General features: G+C 46.4%; 16 protein-coding genes and 1 other RNA gene. 11 read left to right on the top strand and 6 right to left on the bottom strand.

What is annotated here, in order from left to right; translation table 11 throughout:
* Positions 1–18 precede the first annotated feature (18 nt).
* The 6 genes from rpoD (at position 19) to ACESON_RS03735 (ending at position 6,107) form a co-directional block, all read left to right on the top strand.
* Positions 19–1,137 (top strand): RNA polymerase sigma factor RpoD, encoded by a 1,119-nt coding sequence (rpoD, locus tag ACESON_RS03760; protein ID WP_177959491.1) that lies wholly within the window; start codon positions 19–21, stop codon positions 1,135–1,137.
* Positions 1,138–1,154: 17 nt separating this feature from the next.
* On the top strand, positions 1,155–1,865 hold the full coding sequence (locus ACESON_RS03755; protein ID WP_177959490.1) for a tRNA (adenine(22)-N(1))-methyltransferase TrmK: 711 nt from the start codon (positions 1,155–1,157) through the stop codon (positions 1,863–1,865).
* Positions 1,843–2,640 (top strand): Nif3-like dinuclear metal center hexameric protein, encoded by a 798-nt coding sequence (locus tag ACESON_RS03750; RefSeq protein ID WP_177959489.1) that lies wholly within the window; start codon positions 1,843–1,845, stop codon positions 2,638–2,640. The genes ACESON_RS03755 and ACESON_RS03750 overlap by 23 nt, the downstream gene beginning before the upstream one ends.
* 70 nt (positions 2,641–2,710) lie before the next feature.
* On the top strand, positions 2,711–4,366 hold the full coding sequence (locus tag ACESON_RS03745; protein ID WP_177959488.1) for a nucleoside kinase: 1,656 nt from the start codon (positions 2,711–2,713) through the stop codon (positions 4,364–4,366).
* Positions 4,367–4,417: 51 nt separating this feature from the next.
* An RNA gene (gene rnpB, locus ACESON_RS03740) (RNase P RNA component class A) lies at positions 4,418–4,766 on the top strand.
* Positions 4,767–5,087: 321 nt separating this feature from the next.
* Positions 5,088–6,107, top strand: a complete 1,020-nt coding sequence (locus tag ACESON_RS03735) for a hypothetical protein (RefSeq protein ID WP_373108574.1) — start codon at positions 5,088–5,090, stop codon at positions 6,105–6,107.
* On the opposite strand, the gene ACESON_RS03730 is transcribed toward ACESON_RS03735, so the two are convergent.
* Positions 6,104–8,101: an ABC-F family ATP-binding cassette domain-containing protein gene (locus ACESON_RS03730; protein ID WP_373108573.1), complete on the bottom strand. Its 1,998-nt coding sequence runs from the start codon at positions 8,099–8,101 to the stop codon at positions 6,104–6,106. The two genes, ACESON_RS03735 and ACESON_RS03730, sit on opposite strands and share 4 nt — an antisense overlap.
* A 494-nt stretch (positions 8,102–8,595) precedes the next feature.
* Between ACESON_RS03730 and ACESON_RS03725 the strand changes: the two genes are divergently transcribed.
* Together ACESON_RS03725 and ACESON_RS03720 are read left to right on the top strand one after the other, a co-directional pair.
* Positions 8,596–9,789, top strand: a complete 1,194-nt coding sequence (locus ACESON_RS03725; protein WP_177959024.1) for a coenzyme F420-0:L-glutamate ligase — start codon at positions 8,596–8,598, stop codon at positions 9,787–9,789.
* A gap of 392 nt (positions 9,790–10,181) precedes the next feature.
* Positions 10,182–11,471, top strand: coding sequence for an adenylosuccinate synthase (locus ACESON_RS03720; protein ID WP_373108572.1), 1,290 nt, complete (start codon positions 10,182–10,184; stop codon positions 11,469–11,471).
* 79 nt (positions 11,472–11,550) lie between these two features.
* Here ACESON_RS03720 and ACESON_RS03715 read toward each other — a convergent pair whose 3' ends face one another.
* Both ACESON_RS03715 and ACESON_RS03710 read right to left on the bottom strand, forming a co-directional pair.
* Positions 11,551–12,816 carry an SLC13 family permease gene (locus tag ACESON_RS03715; RefSeq protein WP_177958107.1) on the bottom strand — a complete coding sequence of 422 codons (1,266 nt, stop codon included), beginning with the start codon at positions 12,814–12,816 and terminating at the stop codon, positions 11,551–11,553.
* Positions 12,817–12,847: 31 nt separating this feature from the next.
* Positions 12,848–13,816, bottom strand: coding sequence for a mannonate dehydratase (locus tag ACESON_RS03710; RefSeq protein WP_177958106.1), 969 nt, complete (start codon positions 13,814–13,816; stop codon positions 12,848–12,850).
* 154 nt (positions 13,817–13,970) lie between these two features.
* On the opposite strand from ACESON_RS03710, the gene ACESON_RS03705 reads away from it, so the two are divergent.
* The gene (locus ACESON_RS03705; RefSeq protein ID WP_177958105.1) at positions 13,971–14,891 is read left to right on the top strand and encodes a LysR family transcriptional regulator; all 921 of its coding nucleotides are present in this window, start codon (positions 13,971–13,973) and stop codon (positions 14,889–14,891) included.
* Positions 14,892–14,990: 99 nt separating this feature from the next.
* On the opposite strand, the gene ACESON_RS03700 is transcribed toward ACESON_RS03705, so the two are convergent.
* A complete protein-coding gene (locus ACESON_RS03700; RefSeq protein ID WP_177958104.1) occupies positions 14,991–16,031 on the bottom strand; it encodes a substrate-binding domain-containing protein in 1,041 nt (346 codons plus the stop codon).
* Between the two features lie 155 nt (positions 16,032–16,186).
* Positions 16,187–17,578 carry an MATE family efflux transporter gene (locus tag ACESON_RS03695; RefSeq protein ID WP_373108571.1) on the bottom strand — a complete coding sequence of 464 codons (1,392 nt, stop codon included), beginning with the start codon at positions 17,576–17,578 and terminating at the stop codon, positions 16,187–16,189.
* A gap of 193 nt (positions 17,579–17,771) precedes the next feature.
* Between ACESON_RS03695 and ACESON_RS03690 the strand changes: the two genes are divergently transcribed.
* Positions 17,772–18,737 carry an AraC family transcriptional regulator gene (locus tag ACESON_RS03690; protein ID WP_373108570.1) on the top strand — a complete coding sequence of 322 codons (966 nt, stop codon included), beginning with the start codon at positions 17,772–17,774 and terminating at the stop codon, positions 18,735–18,737.
* Here the strand turns inward: ACESON_RS03690 and ACESON_RS03685 are convergent.
* Positions 18,730–19,827, bottom strand: coding sequence for a ribonuclease H-like domain-containing protein (locus ACESON_RS03685; RefSeq protein WP_373108569.1), 1,098 nt, complete (start codon positions 19,825–19,827; stop codon positions 18,730–18,732). The two genes, ACESON_RS03690 and ACESON_RS03685, sit on opposite strands and share 8 nt — an antisense overlap.
* A 183-nt stretch (positions 19,828–20,010) precedes the next feature.
* Here ACESON_RS03685 and ruvA point away from each other — a divergent pair, with 183 nt between their 5' ends.
* Complete coding sequence (gene ruvA, locus ACESON_RS03680) at positions 20,011–20,628, top strand: Holliday junction branch migration protein RuvA (RefSeq protein ID WP_373108568.1); 618 nt, start codon at positions 20,011–20,013, stop codon at positions 20,626–20,628.
* Positions 20,629–20,662: the final 34 nt, after the last annotated feature.

Here is a 20,662-nt window from a genome sequence, read left to right as displayed (position 1 = left end):
AAGGGCAGGCGGATGGATATGGAACAACAGGTACAGATGACCTTTGAGGAAAAGCTTCAGAAGCTGGCAGAGCTGGCGAAAATCAAAAAAAATGTGCTGGAAAACAGGGAGATCCTGGATTTTTTCCGAGGAGAAATTCTGGATCCGGAAAAGCTGGATCGGATCTATGATTTTCTGGACAGTCAGCATGTGGATGTACTGCGTCTGGATGAGGAGGAGATAGAGCCGGATCTGTTTCTGGAAGAGGAGATGGAGGAGGAAGAGGAGGTTACCGCTGATCCAATGGATTTATCCGTGCCGGATGGAATTTCTCTTGCTGATCCTATCCGTATGTATTTGAAAGAAATCGGGAAAATCCCTCTGCTGTCAACAGAGGAGGAAATTGAACTGGCAAAGCGGATGGAGAAGGGTGATGAGGAGGCTAGAAAAAAGCTGGCAGAAGCCAATCTCCGGCTGGTGGTCAGCATTGCCAAGCGGTATGCAGGGAGAGGGATGCAGTTCCTTGATTTGATTCAGGAGGGAAACCTGGGGCTGATTAAGGCTGTGGAAAAATTTGATTACCGGAAGGGCTACAAATTCAGCACCTATGCAACCTGGTGGATCCGGCAGGCTATTACCAGAGCAATTGCAGACCAGGCCAGAACCATTCGGATTCCGGTTCATATGGTAGAAACGATCAACCGTTTGATCCGAACTTCCCGACAGATGGTTCAGGAGCTGGGACGGGAGCCAACGCCGGAGGAGCTGGCAAAAAAGCTGGACATGCCGGTAGAACGGGTGCGGGAAATTAAAAAGATTTCCCAGGATCCTGTTTCCTTGGAAACGCCCATTGGAGAAGAGGAGGACAGTCATCTGGGGGATTTTATCCAGGATGATAATGTAATGGTTCCTGCGGACCAGGCGACATTTACGCTGCTTCATGAACAGCTGATGGAAAGCCTGGAGACATTGACGGAGCGGGAGCAGCAGGTGCTGCGTCTCCGATTTGGCCTGGATGACGGACGGCCCAGAACTCTGGAGGAGGTGGGACGGGTATTTCACGTCACCAGAGAGAGAATTCGCCAGATTGAGGCAAAGGCCCTCAGAAAACTCCGGCATCCCAGCCGGAGCAAAAAATTAAAAGATTATCTTGATTAAAGGAGCTACAGCGGCAGATGAGATTGTCAAAGCGACTGGAGACGATTGTAAAGCAGGCCGCCCTTGTATGCGGGGGAGAAGCGGCTGCAGATGTAGGAACCGATCACGGGTTTGTTCCGATCCGCCTGATTGAAGAGGGGGCGGCTGACCGGGTGATTGCCATGGATGTGCGAAAGGGGCCTCTGGAGAGGGCAAAGGAGCATGTAATACAGTTTGGTATGGAAGCACAGATTGAAACCCGTTTAAGCGACGGGCTGGAAAAGCTGATGCCGGGAGAGGCCAAAACGGTGATTATTGCGGGGATGGGCGGAGAACTGATGCTTCGGATTCTCCGGGAAGGAAGCCATGTGAGAAAGGAAATCCGCCACTGGATTTTGTCTCCCCAGTCGGAGCTGTCTTTGTTCCGGCATGGTCTGGAGGAGCTGGGCCTTACGATTATCCGTGAGGAGATGGTTGAGGAGGACGGCAAATACTATACGATCCTCACAGCAGAGCCGGGACAGATGCATTATGAAAAGGAAGCAGATTACCGATACGGAGCCCTTCTGATTGAGGCGAAATCTCCGGTTCTGGCAGAGCTTTTGGAGCGGGAGCTGATTCAGTACCGCCAGATTTTGGAGCATTTGGAAAGGCAGGAGAAGGAAGGCGCGCGGCTTCGGGCAGCACAGATTCAGGAAGAAATCAGACAGGTGGAGGAAGCAAGGAATGCAATGCAGACAGTGGATTGAAGAATTAAATAAGCTGGCGCCGGAGGCCTATGCCTGCGAATGGGACAATCCTGGTTTTCAGGCAGGGCGCAGTGAAAAGGAGATTCGCAGGGTTTTGGTTGCCCTGGATGCTACGGATCAGGTTGTGGAACAGGCGGTTTCGGAGCAGGTGGATCTTCTGGTAACTCATCACCCGTTGATCTTTAAGCCGTTAAAGAGAGTCAATGATCAGAATTTTATCAGCAATAGGATCGTAAAATTGATCCAGGCGGATATCTGTTATTTTGCTATGCATACGAATTTTGACGCAGCTCCGGGATGTATGGCAGATCTAGCAGCAGAACGTCTGGGAATGAATCCTGAGGCTCCTCTGGAAATAACGGGAGAGGCAGAGGGAAAGCCCATTGGAATTGGAAAGCTGGGAACTCTTTCGGAGCCGCTGGGGTTAGAGGCCCTGACAGAGCGCGTAAAGCAGGCCTTTTCCCTTCCCTTTGCGGCAGTCTACGGCAGCAGGCAGGTGACAGAGCCTGTCAGCAGAATTGCAGTATCGCCGGGGGCAGGAGGCAGCATGATCGAGGCCGCTTTGTCAGCAGGAGCCCAGGTTCTGGTAACTGGTGATATTGGCCATCACGCAGGCATTGATGCAGTCGCCAGAGGGATGGCTGTTATTGATGCAGGCCATTATGGACTGGAACATATATTTATTCCTTTTGTGGCAGATTATATCCGTCGTCAGTCCGGAGGAAGCGTTCAGGTACTTACGGCAGAGCCGGATTTCCCGGTTCAGATTTATTAAAAGAAGGAATCAAGACGGAAAATGACAGAATGTGCGCAAATGCATGAAAAACGAACAGGAGGACTCAAATATGGTTCATGTGACAATCGGGGGAATTACGAGAGAGTATGAGGAAGGCACACAGCTGAAAACAGCTGCAGAGGAATTCCAGGGACAGTATGAAAATAATATTCTTCTGGCAACGGTCAATGGAAAGCTGCAGGAGCTGCATAAGGCGGTTCCCGACGATGCAGAGATTGGATTTTTGACAGCCGCTGATAAGCCTGGTATGCTGACCTACCGCAGAAGCGCTCTGCTGATGCTGTTAAAGGCATTTTATGATGTAGCAGGAAGAGACAGGGTACGGAAGCTGTCTGTGGAGTTTACTGTGGGAAATGGACTTTACATTGATACAGAGGGAGATTTTGAGCTGAATGAGGAACTGCTTTCTCAGGTAAAGGCGCGGATGCAGGAGTACTGTGAAGCCAGGATTCCCATTAAGAAGCGCAGCGTCAATACAGACGAGGCTATTGAGCTGTTTCATCGCCATAAAATGTACGATAAGGAGCGATTGTTTTATTACCGGCGGGTATCCCGGGTCAATATTTACAGCATCGGCGGTTTTGAGGATTATTATTATGGCTATATGGTTCCGGATACGGGATACATCCGGTATTTTGATTTGAAGCTGTATCAGGGGGGCATTATGCTGATGCTTCCGGATTCCTCTGATCCGAAAACAGTGCAGGAATTTGAACCTAAGGATAAGCTGTTCCAGGTTATGAAGGAGGCAGATGTCTGGGGGAGAAAGCTGCAGGTTCCCAATGTAGGCGCCTTAAATCAGTGTATTAGCTCCGGCGGTATGAATGAACTGATTCTGGTGCAGGAAGCGCTGATGGAAAAGAAGATAGGAGATATTGCCGAGATGATTGCTTCCAGGCCGGACAAAAAATTTGTTATGATTGCAGGCCCCTCCTCTTCGGGAAAAACTACATTTTCCCATCGCCTGTCCATTCAGTTGAGAGCCAAGGGACTGACGCCCCATCCCATAGCAGTAGATAATTATTTTGTAAACCGTGTAGACAGTCCCAGAGATGAAAATGGCAACTACAATTATGAGGCTCTGGAATGTCTGGATATTAAGCTGTTTAACGAGAATATGTCTGATCTTCTGGCAGGGAAACGGGTTCAGCTGCCTGTGTACAATTTTATTTCCGGTGAGAGGGAATACCGGGGCGATTATCTGCAGCTGGGACCGGAGGATATTCTGGTGATTGAGGGCATCCATTGTCTCAATGAGAAGCTGTCCTACAGCCTTCCCAGAGAAAATAAATTCAAGATTTACATCAGCGCTTTGACACAGCTGAATATTGATGAGCATAACAGGATTCCTACAACAGACGGGCGCTTGATTCGCCGCATGGTGCGGGATGCAAGAACACGGGGGGCTTCCGCGCAGGATACGATTCGGATGTGGCCTTCTGTGCGCAGAGGAGAGAAGGAAAATATTTTTCCTTATCAGGAGGATGCAGACGTCATGTTTAACTCTGCTCTTGTTTATGAGCTTTCTGTTCTGAAGCAGTATGCAGAGCCGATACTGTTTTCTGTTCCACGGGACAGTGAAGAGTATGTGGAGGCAAAACGTCTGTTGAAATTCCTGGATTATTTCCTTGGAGTCAGCAGCGAGGACATTCCCAGAAATTCCATTGTGCGGGAGTTTATTGGAGGAAGCTGCTTTAATGTGTGACGGGGAAATTCGTAAGTTGACACACCGGCAGAAGAATGGTATAGTAAATACCGAGTAAGACAGATGGTCGCTGCCGCAGAGCCGAAAGGCTGCGGGAGAGGAAAGTCCGGGCTTCACAGGGCAGGGTGCCAGATAACGTCTGGCGGAGGCGACTCCAGGGACAGTGCAACAGAAATATACCGCCGGTCCTTGACCGGTAAGGGTGGAAGGGCAGTGTAAGAGACTACCGCCCGGCTGGTAACAGGCGGGGCATATGTAAACCCCATTCGAAGCAAGACCGAACAGAAAGCATAAGGCGGCCCGTCTGCTTTCGGGTAGGTCGCTTGAGCCAGGTGGTGACATCTGGCCTAGATAGATGACCATCCAACGACATAACCCGGCTTATCGTCTTGCTCCTTTACAGAAGAGAAAGCCCTTCGCCTGAACGCGGAGGGCTGTTTTCATTATGTCATAGGAAAGTGCGTCCTATGACATAAAAACGCTCCGCGAGGATCGCCATGGGTTGGAAGAGAATTGGGCTGATGAAGCGACCCGCCGCAGGCGGAGAAGCTCGCGAGCGAGCTTCTTTCTTATACAGGAAGTTTTGTTCTTTGAAATGAAAGCGCACCGCAGAGATGAGTACTGCGTGAGAGGAAGAAGGATGCTGATGCAGCCGCACTCCGGCGCGGGAATGTGCCCTGCGAAGGAAGAAAGACTGCGCAGCAGAGAGGAAAATTCAGCAATGAATAAAATAGAAAAGACAAAGGGTGTTCTGGCAGCGGCAGCTCTGGCTGTTTTCTCTCTGGCAGGAGGAAGTCAGGCTCTTGCTATGGATGCTCCAGGAAGCGGAGATCCCCGCTGGGAGTACAGGGCAGATCACCACTGGTATTATCAGAGAGAGGATGGCTCTGTTCATACAGGCTGGCTTTCCTTTGAGGATGAATGGTACTGGTTTGATTCAGAGGGAAGAATGACAGAGGGCGGATTTCATGGAATTGATGGAAAGCGGTATTATTTTTTCAGCAATGGACACATGGCATGGAATCAGTATCTGGATTTGTCCTATTTGAATGAAGATGGGCAACCGGATGAGACTCATGATATTCGGATTGCAGGCGCTGGAACGCCTGACGGAGAGGCGAGGGATCTTCTGACGGATTATCTGTATCAGATTCCCCGTTCCTGGCTGGCACGGTTTGCAAAGGAGGACTGGCAGTTTCTGTTTTATCCGAATAAAAAGTTTTTTGAGGCACCAAATACCAGTCAGGGAATTTATTATGTGTATCACAGCACAGATACCTATTACAAAAAAGTAAAGTTTACCAGGCCGGAAGCAGTGCTCCAGGCTTTTGGAGAGTATGTGGGCTTTGCATCAGGGTGCTATCGGAAAGACAGTCAGTGGATGCAGGCGCTTTGGAAAGAGGCAAAACAGCTGCAGCCCCTTCTTCAGATTCCGGATATTTATTCCGGAGAGGCGCAGGTTTATTTTGGCAGCCTGTTTGCGGCTTATGTGGACGAAGAAACGCGGGATGAGGTGTTAAAGCGTTCTCCTGAAGCCGGGAGGATTCTCGATGAGATTTTAGTTTCTGCCGAAACGGAGGAAGCCGGAAAACGGATGGGAGAACGGCTGGAGAAAAGGCGGAAGGAGGATCTGGAACGGCTCTGGTGGGAAAATACAGAAAAGGGATATGGTCCTGGAGTTTCTGGAAAGCAGAGGCAGGGGAAGGGATCCTCAAATACAGCAGAAGAGCTGGCGGATTAATCTGCCAGCTCTTCCCATTTTTCATAAAGCTCTTCCAGGCTGCTCTGAATGGATTCTTTTTCCTGATTCAGTTCCATTAACCGGGAAACATCTGTGTATATTTCTTCCTGGCTGAGAAGCTGATCAATTTCTCCATCTCTTGTTTCCAGGCGAAGAATTTCCTCTTCGGTTTTTTTCAGGTCATTCTGACGTTTGCGGATACGGGCCTGCTCCTCCTTCTGTGCTTTCCAGTCCATCTTATTTTCAGACTGAAGCGATGCAGAGGAAGCAGCTGCATATTTTGCGGCAGCGCTGCTGTCTGAGGTAGAACTTCCTCTTCCGGCAGCAGCTACAGCACCGGAAAAGCCAGAGCTTCCGCTGACAGACGGATCCGTGTAAAGCTGATTCATCAGTTCCCGTTTTTCCAGATAATAATCATAGTTCCCAATATAATTTAAGAAGGTCTGTCCCGTCAGCTCCAGGATTCTTGTTGCGGTCTGGTTGATAAAGTATCGGTCATGGGACACATAAAGGACGGTTCCGGTGTAGTGACGGAGCGCATCCTCCAGGATCTCCTTGGAGGTAATGTCCAGATGGTTGGTCGGCTCGTCGAGAATCAGGAAATTAGCTTCGGAAAGCATCAGCTTTGCAAGAGAAACCCGTCCCCGCTCTCCGCCGCTCAAATCAGAGATCCGTTTAAATACATCATCTCCAGTGAAAAGGAAGGCGGCCAGAATATTGCGGACCTGAGTGTTGGTCAGATTGGGGTAAGCATCGGAAACCTCCTCAAATACCGTTTTTTCCATATGAAGCACATGGTGTTCCTGATCATAATAGCCGATATGAACCTTGGAGCCAAGGGTAATAGTTCCGCTGTCGGATGGAACCATGGCGTTGATCATTTTTAAAAGGGTGGTTTTTCCCGTTCCGTTGTTGCCGATGACAGCAACTCTTTCTCCACGTTTGATATCAATATCCACCTGGGAAAACAGCTTCTGGGAACCAAAGGACTTTGCCAGATCCCGGATGGTCAGCACGTCATTGCCGCTGACAATATTTGGCTCCAGGGAAATGTGCATTTCATCGTTGACCTCAGCCGGCTTATCCAGAACCTGAATTTTGGAAAGCATTTTTTCACGGCTTTCTGCCCGTTTGATGGATTTTTCCCGGTTAAAGGATTTTAATTTGGCAATTACCTCTTCCTGATGGCGGATTTCCTGCTGCTGGTTTAAGTAGGCCTTCATCTGAGCAGCACGGATCATGGCCTTTTTTTCGCTGTAGGCAGTGTAATTGCCCTGGTACACACTGCAATGACCCTGTTCCAGCTCCACGATTTTGGTGACAACCCGGTTTAAGAAATACCGGTCATGAGCGACAATGACAACAGCGCCGTTATAGTTTAACAGATAGTTTTCCAGCCAGGAGATGGATTCCATATCCAGATGGTTGGTTGGCTCGTCCAAAAGAATCACATCTGGTTTGGACAGAAGAAGCTTTCCAAGGGAAACCCGTGTTTTCTGTCCTCCGGAAAGAGTGGAGACTTCTTTGGAAAATTCCTCTTCCGTAAAGCCCAGGCCTTTTAATACGCCGGTCAGCTCGCTTTTCCAGGCATAGCCGTTTTCCAGCTCAAAGGTATGGTTTAAACGGCTGTAGGAGGAAAGCAGCTGCTCCAGCTCCTCGCCGGAGGCATGCTGCATACTTAACTCCAGACTTCGAATCTGCTGTTCCATTTCAATAATGGGGCGTTTTACTTCTTTTAATTCTTCATAAATGGTTTTGGCGCTGTCCAGATCCTGGTGCTGGGCCAGATAGCCCAGGGTTTTTCCCTTGGAAAGAACTACCTCTCCTGTATCGGCGTTCAGCTCACCTACGATGATTTTCAGCAGGGTGGATTTGCCGGCTCCATTAATGCCTACAATGGCGGCTTTTTCCTGATCTTCTATATGAAAGGATACCTCGGAAAGAATCTGATCCGTACCAAAGGCCTTGCTGATATGGCTGCAGGATAAAATCATAAATATAAAACTCCATTTCTGTAAAATATCGTAACTATTCAGGACGAAAACTGGCAGAAAAATCAGTGTCAAGTTTGTTGTAAGAGGATTTTTTTCCAGTTTTCACATCGGAGGAATCTCCGATGCTTCTCGTCCGGCTTTGCCGGATAAGAAGATGGCCCGTCCTGAACAGTTACAAATTATCAATAATCTTAGTAAAAATCACTGATTTCAGTAAAATCCTTCTATCAGTATAATATAGGGATCCGTTTATTTCAAGTAAGTCTTACCTGTAGTTTTTCCTTTTCTCAGGGAAACGACATAAGAACTGCCTTATTTTTATGCAGTTTTTTGTTGCCGATTTGCCTGTCATACGTTATAATAGATACGTTAAGCATCAATATGAGTGATTGCGTACCTGTTCCGGACTGCCTGCAGGCACAAAAGACACTGCGGTTTTGTTTACCGGCAGAAGCTGCGGAATAATTACAGAATCAGGAAATGAGGAGATTCAAATGAGCGAAAGAAAAGTTGGAACAATATCAAGAGGCATCCGCTGCCCAATTATCCGTGAAGGAGATAATCTGGCTGACATCGTGGTAACCAGTGTGCTGGAAGCGGCTGAAAGTGAAGAATTTGCATTAAGAGACCGGGATGTTATTGCAGTAACCGAGTCTGTTGTGGCGAGAGCACAGGGAAACTATGCCAGTGTCCAGGCAATCGCGGAGGATGTAAGGGCAAAGCTTGGCGGAGAAACTGTTGGTGTGATTTTCCCGATTCTGTCAAGAAACCGTTTTGCAATCTGTTTAAAGGGAATTGCCATGGGCGCAAAAAAAGTTGTGCTGATGTTAAGCTATCCCAGTGATGAGGTAGGCAACGAACTGGTATCTCTGGATAAGCTGGATGAAGCAGGCATCAATCCCTACAGCGATGTGCTGTCTCTGGAGCAGTACAGAAGCCTGTTTGGTGAGAACCGCCATCCCTTCACCGGCGTAGACTATGTGGACTACTACAGTCAGATTGTCAGAGAGGCCGGCGCTGAGGTTGAAGTGGTATTTGCCAACAATCCCAGAGCAATTTTAGACTATACAAAGAATGTTCTGACCTGCGATATTCATACCCGCGCAAGAACCAAGAGAATTCTTCTGGCAGCAGGCGCAGAGAGGGTATGCGGTCTGGATGATATTATGAACGCTCCGGTTGACGGAAGCGGATGCAATGAGAGATATGGTCTTCTGGGATCTAACAAGTCCACAGAGGATACGATTAAGCTCTTCCCGAGAGAGTGCCGTGATTTTGTTCTGGATATTCAGAGCCAGATTCTGGATAAAACCGGAAAGCATGTAGAGGTTATGGTATACGGTGACGGTGCATTTAAGGATCCGGTAGGAAAGATCTGGGAGCTGGCAGATCCGGTGGTTTCTCCGGCTTATACGGACGGTCTGGAGGGAACTCCCAATGAGCTGAAGTTAAAATATCTGGCTGACAATGATTTTAAGGATCTGTCCGGTCAGGCATTGAAGGATGCTATCTCCAAACGGATTCAGGAGAAGGAAGACAATTTGGTAGGAAACATGGCTTCTCAGGGTACAACTCCGCGTCGCCTGACCGATTTAATCGGTTCTCTCTGCGATTTGACCAGCGGTTCCGGAGACAAGGGAACTCCCATTATTCTGGTACAGGGATACTTTGATAATTTTACAAATTAATCCTGGAAGATGCCGATAAAAACTGTGTTATACAGACAAAATTTTTTTGAAATCGGTTCTGGATTTTATACAGATCAGGTATTGTGTTTTTTGTAGAAAAAGTGATAAAATAAGCGTGCAGCAGAGGAAGAAAGAGCTTCCAGGGCTGCACGTTTTTTGTGTCATAGGAAAGGTTATCCTGTTATAATCAGGAAATAAAATTTCTTTTTAATTCATAGCAACAGTTCAGCTATGTGAAGATTCAGACAGAAAAAAGCGCTGAAAGCTTGTTTTTATAAGATTTGTCCTGTCTGAATCTTTATAGGGAGCACGCCCGATGCTTCTTGTCTGCTGTAAGCGGGCAAGAAGATGCATGGCTGAACGGTTGCAATTCATAGCGAAGGAGACGGATTATGTCTAAAGCAGATGTGGTATTAGGTTGTTTTTATGGAGATGAAGGAAAGGGAAAGGTCATTGACTACCTGGCAGCAGACGCGGATATTGCCGTGCGGGCTACAGGCGGAGACAATGCCGGTCATACAATTAAGACAAACGGAGTAAAATATGCAATGCATCTGATTCCTTCCGGAATTCTGTCCGGTCACACGGTTGGAGTAATTGGAAACGGTGTTGTTCTGAATCCTGAGGTTCTTCTGAAGGAAATTGACAATCTGGTTTCCCACGGATATGAGATAAAGAATCATTTAAAAATCAGCGAGAAAGCACACATTATTCTGCCTTATCACAGTATGCTGGATCTGGCCTTAGAGAAGGCCAGGAAGAATCTGAAAATCGGAACCACAGGAAAGGGAATCGGACCTGCATACTGCGATAAGTATGAGCGCAGCGGACTTCGGGCTGAGGATCTGTACAGCGACGATTTCCGTGAAAAACTGACAGCTCTGGTAGAGCATAAAAAAGCTCTGGTGGAGTTTTACGATCCGGAGAATGAGGACGCAAAAAAACTGCTGGATCCGGAGAAGATTTATGAGCAGTATACAGCTTATGCAGAGAAGCTAAAGCCCTATGTCTGCGATACAGTTACCTATCTTCATAAAGCAATGGAGGAAAATAAAAAAATTGTAGTGGAAGGCGCCCAGGCGACTCTCCTCGATATTGATTTTGGCTCCTATCCCTATGTAACCTCCTCCAATCCAACGATTGGCGGAATTATTACTGGAACCGGTATGAGTTCTGCAGATATGGGAAATGTTTACGGTGTGATCAAGGCGTATTCCAGCCGTGTGGGAGCCGGTCCTTTTGTGACAGAGCTTCTGGATGAAACAGGAGATCGCATCCGGGAACTGGGCCATGAGTACGGAACGACGACGGGACGTCCAAGACGATGCGGCTGGCTGGATCTGGTAACCTTAAAATATGCAAAGCGCGTCAATGGACTGACAGCTTTGGCAGTCAATCATCTGGATACCATTGGCCAGTTTGACCGGATTAAAGTCTGCGTTGCTTACGACTGTGATGGCAAAGTGACAGAGGATTTTTCCACCAACCTGAAGTTTTTAAACAGTGCAAAGCCGGTTTATCGGGAATTTGACGGGAATTTCGGAGAGATTTCAGACTGCAAGACCTTTGAGGAGCTGCCGGAAAATGCAAAGGCCTATATCCGTTTTATTGAAGAGTACATTGGCATTCCGGTAAAATTCATTGGAACAGGGGCAGAGCGGGAAGCCATGATTGTTCGCTGAGGCTTTCCGGAAAGAAGAGAGACAGCCGGGAGATTCCCCCAAAAAGGGGAAGCTCCCGGCTGTTTCTTGTAGTTCCTCTTTATACCATTGGAAAAAACAGATTTGCCATGAAGCAGGTTGCAATGCCGTAAAGGAGCCAGAGAGGAAGAAAAACTTTTAAAATATCTTTAATCTTGTATTGCCCGGCTCCGAAAGCAATGGCAATGGAAGGAGATCCGGTTGGTGTCAGCATGGCAGCGGTACATCCGGCGAAAATTGCCATGGTAAAGGGGCGAGGATCCAGTCCCTGAGAAAGTGCGGTAACAATGGCAAGGGGAACGAATACCTGTTGGGTTGCAGTATTGCTCATAAACTGTGTCAGAATTGCTCCGGCAAAGTAGAAGGCAAAGAGCATCAACATTGGAGATGGGTTTCCTCCCAGAAGTCCCATAATAAAATCTGATACAACAGCGCCCGCACCTGTTTTTTGCATGGCAGTTCCCATGGGAATAACACCGGCCAGCATAAAGATTGTGTCCAGATTAATAAAATTCTTAATATCATTTAAGTTAAGAATATTCAGATAACACAGCAGAATAACTGCAGCAACAGGAAGGACATACATGCCAAAGGGAAGGTATTTCTGGAAGAGAATTCCCAGGAAATTCAGGAAGAAAATCACATAGACAATATTTTCCTGCACAGGTGTCAGGGATTCCTTCTGAGAATTTCCAGAGTGAATGGTGCTGGTGACAATTTTGTTTCCTGGAAGACCTTTCCATCCGATTAGAAGGATATAGGCGAAAGCCAGGAGAGAAGGAACAAGGATCACCTTGGTATAATCAAGAGCTTCAATCATAACTGGTGAACCGTTTGCTTCCAAAAGGCCATTGATCATGACAAAGTATGCGCCGGGAAGAAGTCCCTGGCAACAGTGTGCAAGAACAGCTCCGGGAAACAAAAGATGGGAGGGCTGAACCCTGCTGCTGTCATCGAAGGCGGCCATAAAAGGAAGAAACATACTGATTAGAGCAGTAGGCATGCTGAACTGGATTAATATCAGACAGGAAAGCATGTAAACGAAAACGATCAGCTGACTTTTTCCGGAATGACTCATAAGAAGAGTTTTCATTTTTGGAACAAGACTTGTTTTGCTGAGTGCGCCGCTTAACAGAAACATGCCGGCAATCATAACAACATTTTTGTCGCTGAAGCTGGCATAGGTTTCGCTGAATGTAAGGACACCGGTGAGACATAAAACAGTGGAAGCAGTCATGGCAACCAAGCCAAGCTTGAATTTGCCGCATAAAAAGCCGATAATCATGAGAAGAAGCACGGCCAGAGTAATGATTAAATGAATATTCATACGATTTCCTCCTAGTCAGGTATGAGAAGCATTATTTGGCAGACAATTCTTTTTCAGCGCTGTGAAGCATACCCTTCATGTAACCCATAAAATAGGCTGCAGATGTATCAGATATGGTTTTTCCGTCCTGGTTAAAGAACGGATGGTCAATGTTAAGGTATCCGTTGTATCCGCATTGGATCAACTGTTTCATGATAGCATACATATCTGCATATCCGTCTTCTAGAAGCGTTTCCTCAAAATAGGGCATAACTGAACTGACATTGCGGAAATGAACAATGGAAATTTTGTCTTCCTGGCAGAAGGTTTTAATATCATCCATGAGATTACCAAAGTTTTCGCTTTCAAGCCAGCATCCGATACACATCTTCATAGTAAGATAAGGACTGTTTTCCACCATGGCAAACGCTCGTTTGTAGCAGTCTGTATTCCAGATTAAGCTATGAACACCTCCAAGGGAAGGAACAGGAGGATCATTAGGATGAAGAGCGAGTTTGACACCGGCTTCTTCGCATACAGGAAGTGCACGATCCATGAAATATTTAAAATTGTTCCAGATTTCTTCCTCACCGTATTCTCTGTCATTGGAAATCGGACGGGACAAAATTTCATCCATGTCACAGATAAAGGATTGTTCTCCTCGATTGTGGATTCCGGATCCGATTCTTGTACGGAAAATACCATTTGGCTGCCAAGCAAGATAATTGACAGGAATTCCGGCTTTTCCAAGAGCTCTGGTAAATTCATTGTAGCGTTCGATCCACAGATCCCGGGTTGGTTTTCCGAGATGGATGTCGGGACATTTCTGAAGATTGGGACAGCCTGCATCAGAAATAGTCAAATGGCAGCGTGCTGCTTTTTCTTTAAATTTCATAATACCATCATAAGTGGCATCTTCCATAAGAAAGTTGACTGCCAGATATTCGATTCCCATTCCGCGTATAGACTGCATCTGTTCTTCTGTCATTTTACTGGAACAGTTTGCCTGTACTTTTATCATTGTCTATGTATCCTTTCTTTGTTGATTCCCCGGGGTGATTTTGTAATTTTAATTATAAATGTTATTGAAAAAAAGTATACTTTAGTTTATATATAATGGTATAGCGAAAAACTATAGAAAGATATGGATAAAGAGTACACGACAGGAGAGAACTATGGATTTGCATCATCTGGAATACATTGTAGAAATCGCAAAAGAGGAAAATATATCAAAAGCAGCGGAACGATTGCATATTTCACAACCTACATTGAGTATTTATCTGACTAAGCTGGAAAAAACGATGGGGATATCTCTTTTTCGGAGAAAAAATAATGTTTTAAATATTACAAAAGAAGGGAAAAAATATGTAGACGCATGCAGTAGAATCCTGCAGATAAGAGATCAGCTGTATGCAGAACTGTATCAGCACAATCAGGAAACTCTGAATATTGGAGTTTTGTCAAGCAGTGCACCTGTATTTAATCATATTCTGCAGGAATTTAAAATGCTGTACCCTCAGGTAGCACTGCGCCCTGTGGTGCAAAAGTCTCAGGAAATTTATGAAGCACTTTTATCGGGAAGTATAGAATTGGGGTTTGTGACATCATATATGGATGATCCGAAGCTTTCCTTTCCCAATGTGGAGATAAAGACTTTAAGGGAATATGAATTGATGCTGGTTATATCAAAAAGCAATCCTTGTTATCAGAAAATGGACTTAAGTCAGGGAGTTCTTCTGGAACAGGATTATGCTCTTTTGGAGTCACTTAAACTGACAATTTCTGATATTCCCATGATTCGAAAACGGGTTTTGGAAGAGATTCTTCCGGCTTTGAAGATGAGTTCGAAAAAACATATTGCTTGTATGGATAATCTGGAATTTCTTACAACAACGCTGTATCTGGAAAATTATTATTGTTTTACACCATATAGTCGAGTACCTGATGATATTGCATTAATTCCGTTAAATTTTCATCCTATGGTAAAGAAAATCATGATATATGAGACTGGAAAACATTTTTCGGATACAGAACGTAATTTTATCAGGATGGTGGAAGAGGCCTTTCAGGAATACCCGTATTATTACAGTCTGTGAAAATTAAATCCGGAGTATGTGAAAGTCTGAACCGCCCCCAGTGTTAGAAGTTTGGCGAGGTTCATTTTTCCCATACTCTGGATTATTAAATAACCAATTTTAAACTGCCCTGCTGGGAAGGGGCGCGCAGGAATCGCGGAGGACCAGCCGGTGAGGAACCAGCACCTTTGATACCATATCCATAGGGGAATCCGAGTAAAGCTTCAGCTGACGGACAGCCTCTGCGCCCAGCTGCCAGGGATTGATATCAATGGCAGTCAGCTGCGGTACATGGTGAAGGGCAATGGAAGAATCGTTAAAGGTAATCAGGGAAAGCTGCTCCGGAATCCTGATATGCCACTCAATCAGACGGCATTCCAGCTCGCGAATCAGCATATCATCACTGACAAGAAGGGCGGTTGGCGCCGACTGGCCGGTAAAAACAGACCTCATCCTTGCAAGGCCCTCTTCCCGGGACAGGTCTTCCATGTGAAAGGTATATTCCGGAAGGAAGGGAAGCTGATGCTGCATCAGGGACTGTACGTACCCCGCATAGCGATCCTGGTTAAAAAGAAAGGATGTATCCCCATTTAAAAAGGCAATCCGGGAATGGCCCAGTTCAATGAGATAATCCACAGCCTCTCTTGCTGCAAGCAGATTGTCGCTGTCAACATAAATGGTTTCGTTGGGGTAGGCGGAAACCTTTCCAATCAGTACATAGGGAATTCCGGCAGAATGAAAATAATCAATCAGGATATCCTGATTTTTGGAATACAGAAAAAGAAAGGAATCGGCCCGTCCGCTCTCAATCAGGAGCTTGGCATTTTCCAGAAGCTCTTCCTCGGTTTCTCCCATAACCATGGAAACGGTCCAGCGGTACTCCCGGCAGAGACTGGCAATGCCGCAGCTGGATTTCAGATAAAAGGTGTTTTCTGAAAGATCACTGCGTTTTAAAGGCGGAAATACAATGGCAGTTGATTTGACAGCAGAAGAAGTCTGCTGCGGATCCGGGTAGTTTGATGTATATCCAAGGGCAGACATGGCGCTGCGCACTTTTCGTTTTGTTTCTTCACTGATTGACGGCTGATTCTGGCAGGTTCTGGTTACTGTGGAAGGTGAGACGCCGGCCAGCTTTGCCACATCTTTGATAGTTGCACTCATGATAAGACCTCCTTGAGGGTTTCTTTTCTTAATTATATCGAAAAAAAAGGACAAGTCAAGCAACAGAATGCAAATGAATGCAATACAGTAAAAAATACTATGCAAATAATACGCAAAAGCGGCTGAGAGAATTCTCTCAGCCGTTTGTGATTTTGTCAGAAAAAGGTAATCTGATATTCTTTACAGATTTTCCGGATTTCCCAGATACAAATAAGAGATGCGGCAGCTCCGGTTAAAATGTTGCTGATACCCATGACAATTCCCACGCTGATGCTTCCCAGGTCTGTGAAGTTCTGAAGAAACCACAGAACCGGTATGCGGAAGAGAAAGACGCGGCAGAAATTAATGACCAGGGTCAGCCGTGTTTTTCCGAAGCCGTACAGCAGAGATAGAACAGCGGCATTGATACCGAGAGGAACAGCACCCAGAGCCTCGTACCGGTAGATGGAGGCAATCATCTGAAGAAATTCCTCGTCAGAGCCTGCAAACAGCCAGCTGATCTGACGGATAAAGACCAGGGACAGAGTCATAAAGAAAACTCCGATGGCTGCGTCAATCACCAGAACGCACTGGAAGGCCTTCAAAGCCCGTTTTGGTTCTCCGGCACCCAGGTTCTGGCTGATAATGGCAGAGCCCCCTTCCTGGAATCCATTTTGAGGCATGGTGGTGAAGCCGCCGATGTTGTTGGAAATTCCAAGTGCACCTACGGTCAGGGGAGTGTAAATGGTACTCATGGAGTTTACAATCACCTTTCCAAAGGAAAATGCCACCTTCTCAACAATAACCGGAATGGACAGGGCAATCATAGGTCTGGTTACCTCTGGTTTTAAAGAGATGGCAGCCAGAGAAAAACCGAAGGCATTGTCCTTCTGGTTCAGGTTTTTGCAGGCGGCCGCCAGAAGGAAGGTCTGGGAGATAATGGTTGCAACGGAGATCATATTGATTCCGCAGTTGAGAACATAAACAAAGAGGGCCGTCAGCGCCAGCTTCAGTCCGATCACTACCATATTCAGATTCAGAATTCGTTTGGAGTTTCCTCTGGCCCGTTCAATGGCAATGTAAACATTGTTAAAGAAGCTGATAACCATTCCGAACAGCTCCAGAATAAAGTACTGGGTTCCTCCTGCAATAAATTCCTCCGGCGTTTTTGCAAGACGAAGAAACTGGGGAGTAAAGGGAACCAGAACCACCAGAAGGGTCAGTCCCAGAATCGCACACATGGCAAACAGAGTGCTGACCCGTTTTTTGACCAGCTGAAAATCTCCGGATCCATAGGCCTCGCTGATTTTGATGCTGGCGCCGACAGCAAGACCGCCTCCCAGGGCAGAAAGCATCAAATTGATCTGGGAGAGGTAGGCAACAGTGGATACGGCAGTGGCGCTGATATGAGCGGCCATCATGGAATCAAATATTTTAAACAGCTGGGTAAGGCTCTGGTACAGAGCCAGTGGAAAGCCAACATAGAGAACGACTCTCCACATATTGTCGTGCAGGGAAAAATCCCGGAATTGTTTGTCCTTGTCTGAAAGCTGCGCTTGATTTTTCATGTCTGTTTCCTCATTTCTCATAGGATAATTTCGAATCTTATCCTATAACAAAAAAAGGATATTTTTTACAGAATAAACGTCTTATATGAAAAAAACTACAGATTATTTGTCTGGATTGCAGAATTGTGATACAATAAAGGAAGAAGAGGAATAAAGACGCTGCAGAGAGAGGTGCTGCTGGGAAAGAGACAGTGTGGCAGAAAAAAAAGGGCGGCAGAAGCAGTGCCGCCTTTTCAGAAAAAAGGAGTTGGAGCGAATGGATACAGAAGAAAAAGGAATTTGTCAGGGATGTTTTGACGTTCAGCAGGATGAGGAGCTGCAGGATAAGCCTTCGGGAGTATTTGCCAGCAGAAAACGGCGTCCAGTAGATTTTTCCATGACAGCGGATCACAGCCACGGCTATTATGAGCTGTTTTATCTGGCAACAGGGAGATGCCGGATCTTTTTAAACCATACCATATATCATTTGGAGCCGGGGGATCTGATCCTGATTGAGCCCCAGGCGCTTCACCGGACCATCTACGGCCTTACCAGGGAAAATGAACGGATTGCAGTGGGATTTGCACCTGAACATATGAAGCAGCTGGAAATACAGTGGGGAAAGGACTGGTCGGGGCGCCTGAGGGGAAAGCCCTGTATTTCTGTAGAACCGGGGCGGCGCAGATATGTGGAAAATCTGCTGGAAAAAATTCTCTCAGAACAGAAAAACAGAGATGTGTTTTCTGATGTGCTGATTCGCAATTATCTGTTGGAGCTTCTGGCCTTTTGCGGACGGTACCGGCTGGAGCATCAAAGCCCCAGAATTCAGGATGTGGCAGAGTCGGCAGCTCAGGAGGCTGAAATTCAGGAGGCGGCCTCTTATATTTATCACCATTTTAGGGAACCGCTTACCCTGGAGCTGGTGGCAGGACGAGTTCACATGAGTCCAGCTTATTTTTCCAGGCGATTTAAAAAGCTGACAGGCTTTGGATATAAGGAATATTTGAATTATGTCCGTTTGAAGGAGGCGTCCCGGATGCTTTTGGAAACAGAGCTGTCAGTGGCTGACATTGCTCAGCTGTGCGGATTTTCTGATGGAAATTATTTTGGAGATTTGTTTAAAAAAGAAAAAGGGATTTCTCCCAGAGTATACAGGAAAAATCCCCAGAGGTTTATTTGACGCTCAGATAACAAAAAAGCTGTTTTAAATAAGCAGAGAGACTGTCCGGATTCTGAAGACAGACATCAATCAGGGCAGCATAGGAGCATTTGTCCCTTCGCTCTTTTTTCAGGGCTGGTTCCCATACGGGAGTAAACTGAGGAAGGAAAACGCCCTGCTCTCTGGTGTAGCAGTTTTTTGCAGTGGCTTTGACACAGGCACTCTGGTTGTACCTGACTGCCTCTGCCTTAGGAACCGCCTGATCCTCCTCAGGCAGGTAATAATAATTCTGATAGTTGGAATAAAAATTCTTCAGCTCTCCTTCAAACAGCGTAACCTCCAGGGTCAGCTGGTTCTGAGAAACAAAGCAGGATACCGGCTCAAGGCAGCAGGAAAAGGGAACGGGAACCGCGCAGGGACTCTGGCAAATCAGCTCCAGAAGATGGCGTTTGTTTCCGTCATTGCAGACTTCTGTAAGAATCTGCTGGCTTTTCAGAAACATGTTACCTTCGAAAAAGTCTGGGTAATGGAGGATGGGAAGGATGGACGGCATACCCTTTAGATCATCTTCGTTGTGAAGGATCAGCAGATCATACAGCTCATCGTCATGGTTCTTCAAATAGGTACGGTATACATCAATAAGCTGGCCTCCGGAGTACTGATCTGTCCGTGAAATGCCAAGAAATGCTTCGATGGCTTTCTGCTTCATGCTTTCCAGTCCCAGCAGTTTTCGGTATGGTCTGATTTTTTTGTAAATATCAATGCTTGTAACAGCAGAAAAATCATAATCCTTTTTCAGATGGCGGCACCGTTTTAACAGATAGGGAATGTCAAATCCGTCTCCGTTAAAGTGAATCAGGATTTTATAATTTTTCAGAAAAGAAAAGAAGCTGTCAAGCAGCTCCGGTTCTGCAGCAGCCGTATCTGCAAACCACTGAATCAGATTCCAGCAGCCGTCCTGAAAATAGGTGCAGCCAATGAGATATAGATTGGATGAATCACCGGAAAATCCGGTGGTTTCAATATCAAAAAACAGAAGCTCAGAAAGAGGGCCAATCCGATCAAGGGGGTAAGTATCAGGCAAATCCAGTTTTTTCGTTATTGTAATCATAGTCTTCCTCCTTGTTCGATTATAGAGGGAGGGAAAAAGAAAGTCAATGAAAAAACACCAGGCAGGAATCCCTGTGAGAAGGAGAAAATAAAAAGAAATCGAATGTCTGTTCGGTGGCATATTGCAATCAGGAGTTTCTTATGGTATGATGTCCGTAAAGTGAACAGCAGGAGGAATTTATCAGTGTTTTCATATATAAAAGGACCCTTGGTGGAAGTATGGGAGGGTGGAATCGTTGTGGAAGCAGGCGGAATTGGATGGAATATTCTTGTTCCTCTGTCCGTGCTTGACCGTTTGCCCAGAATCGGAGAGGAGCTCAAGATCTATACTTCTTTTCAGGTGAGAGAGGATGCCATGACTCTGTATGGCTTTTTCAACAGCCAGGATCGGAAGATGTTTAACCAGCTTCTGGGAGTCAATGGGATTGGCCCAAAGGCAGCTCTGGGTATTCTGTCTGCGCTGCAGCCAGATGATTTGCGAATGGCGATTCTCTCAGAGGATGCAAAAGCCATTGCCAGAGCTCCGGGCATTGGCCCTAAGACAGCCAAGCGGGTGATTCTGGATTTAAAGGATCGGATCCGGATGGAGGATGTGCTGCCTTCTGCTTTTGGAGCCGAAATGGAACCGGCAGAGACGGCTGGATCCGGAATGGAGGGAACCGGCAGAGAGGCTATAGAGGCGCTGGTGGCATTGGGATATTCCCTGACGGAAGCATCCAGGGCTGTACGGAAAATCGAGATCACAGAGGATATGACAGTAGAGGCAGTTTTAAAGGCATCTCTGAAGTATCTGGCAATCTGAGTGCGGGACAAATACAACAAGTGTGGAGAGTAAG

The sequence above is a fragment of the Lachnoclostridium sp. Marseille-P6806 genome, assembly GCF_964238185.1.
Classification (GTDB): domain Bacteria; phylum Bacillota; class Clostridia; order Lachnospirales; family Lachnospiraceae; genus Brotaphodocola.
This window is presented reverse-complemented; position numbering and strand designations above follow the sequence as displayed.

Bases quoted from the DNA above. Each gene is read 5' to 3' on its own strand.
- ACESON_RS03725 (WP_177959024.1), top strand. From the start codon at position 8,596: ATGAGCGAAAGAAAAGTTGGAACAATATCAAGAGGCATCCGCTGCCCA.
- ACESON_RS03705 (WP_177958105.1), top strand. From the start codon at position 13,971: ATGGATTTGCATCATCTGGAATACATTGTAGAAATCGCAAAAGAGGAA.
- ACESON_RS03745 (WP_177959488.1), top strand. From the start codon at position 2,711: ATGGTTCATGTGACAATCGGGGGAATTACGAGAGAGTATGAGGAAGGC.
- ACESON_RS03750 (WP_177959489.1), top strand. From the start codon at position 1,843: ATGCAATGCAGACAGTGGATTGAAGAATTAAATAAGCTGGCGCCGGAG.
- ACESON_RS03715 (WP_177958107.1), bottom strand. From the start codon at position 12,816: ATGAATATTCATTTAATCATTACTCTGGCCGTGCTTCTTCTCATGATT.
- ACESON_RS03755 (WP_177959490.1), top strand. From the start codon at position 1,155: ATGAGATTGTCAAAGCGACTGGAGACGATTGTAAAGCAGGCCGCCCTT.
- ACESON_RS03735 (WP_373108574.1), top strand. From the start codon at position 5,088: ATGAATAAAATAGAAAAGACAAAGGGTGTTCTGGCAGCGGCAGCTCTG.
- ACESON_RS03700 (WP_177958104.1), bottom strand. From the start codon at position 16,031: ATGAGTGCAACTATCAAAGATGTGGCAAAGCTGGCCGGCGTCTCACCT.
- rpoD (WP_177959491.1), top strand. From the start codon at position 19: ATGGAACAACAGGTACAGATGACCTTTGAGGAAAAGCTTCAGAAGCTG.
- ACESON_RS03710 (WP_177958106.1), bottom strand. From the start codon at position 13,816: ATGATAAAAGTACAGGCAAACTGTTCCAGTAAAATGACAGAAGAACAG.
- ACESON_RS03730 (WP_373108573.1), bottom strand. From the start codon at position 8,101: ATGATTTTATCCTGCAGCCATATCAGCAAGGCCTTTGGTACGGATCAG.
- ACESON_RS03720 (WP_373108572.1), top strand. From the start codon at position 10,182: ATGTCTAAAGCAGATGTGGTATTAGGTTGTTTTTATGGAGATGAAGGA.
- ACESON_RS03695 (WP_373108571.1), bottom strand. From the start codon at position 17,578: ATGAAAAATCAAGCGCAGCTTTCAGACAAGGACAAACAATTCCGGGAT.
- ACESON_RS03685 (WP_373108569.1), bottom strand. From the start codon at position 19,827: ATGATTACAATAACGAAAAAACTGGATTTGCCTGATACTTACCCCCTT.